1 protein-coding gene is annotated in these 1171 nt (G+C 37.9%); it reads right to left on the bottom strand.

What is annotated here, in order from left to right; all coding sequences use genetic code 11:
* The coding region (locus tag HMPREF2926_RS11245; RefSeq protein WP_305366801.1) for an SspB-related isopeptide-forming adhesin at window positions 1-1171 on the bottom strand (1171 nt) is incomplete at both ends.

The raw sequence follows: 1171 nt of genomic DNA, 5'->3' as shown, positions 1-1171 counted from the left end.
AAGAGCTTTGAACTTAACGTTACCAGAAGCGTCGTTGCTTACAGTTTCAAGAGTATTACCTTCTGAATCTTTAAGCACGAAGCTGAATTCGTTGGCTTTCAGTTCACGACCTTCTAATTTCTTAGTGAAGTTGAATTCTACTGGTACTGGAACGTTGTTTACACGTTTTTGAGTAGGTTTTTCTGGAGTTTCAACCTTCTTAGTTGTTGGGTTGTAGTAGTTGACTACTTGCGCTGCAGTATTCTCAATATCTACACCAGCAGCAACATCAGCTTTCACTGTTGTTGGAATGTCAAACTTGTAGTAACGTCCAAATTCAAATTTAGTTGTGTCGATAACTTGAGTATTTTCTGCATCTCCTAGAGATTTAGTGAAGCCAGCTTTAATAGTTGCTGTGATTACTCCGTTATTAACTGTAATATCGAATTTATCTGTTACTTCTGCGCCTGTTACTGAATCGTAAGCTTTGATCTTAGTAGAATCAAGTTCCAACTTCGCTTCATCGTAGTCATCTGAAATTCCTACAGATTGGATGTTTTCTTTGTTAGTTGCTGAGAATTTAGTTGTATCCAACCATACTTGGTAAACCAACTTATCTCCACGGTTAACAGTCTTGGTATTGATGTTTTCTGCTTCGTTGTTAGTAGTTTTGTCAGCATATGGGTTTGCATTTGTATCTGCATACTCATCTGTCAACTCATCATCATCGTCAGCAAGTTTTGAACCAGTGATATCAAATTTTTCTTTGTTAAGAACGAATTTCTCTGGTTGGAACTTAGGTTCTTCTGGAGGTGTTACACGGTTGTTAAATTCTTTATCCACAATGTCGCCAACAGTCGCGATCAGAACTTTAGCTGTTCCGTCATGTTTAACTGTGATGGTTACAGTTGCTTTCATTGTGTCGTATGTCACAGTAGCATCTGTACCTGCAACCTCTTCAACAGTGTAGTTGTGTACGCCTTCTTGACCCTTCTTGAATGTAAGAGCTGAGAATTTCACATTACCATCTTTGTCGTTGGTTACAGTTTCAACTTCTTTACCATTTGAATCTTTCAATACAAAGCTGAATTCGTTCTCTTTCAATTCACGTCCTTCTAGGCGTTTAGTGAAGTTGAATTCAATTGAGATTGGTACAGAGTTTACACGTTTTTCAGTTGGTTTGCTTGGTTTT

The sequence above is a fragment of the Streptococcus sp. HMSC078D09 genome (assembly GCF_001813675.1).
Taxonomy (GTDB): Bacteria; Bacillota; Bacilli; order Lactobacillales; family Streptococcaceae; genus Streptococcus.
Note: the sequence above shows the minus strand (reverse complement) of the source record. Positions and strands in the feature narration are given on the sequence as shown.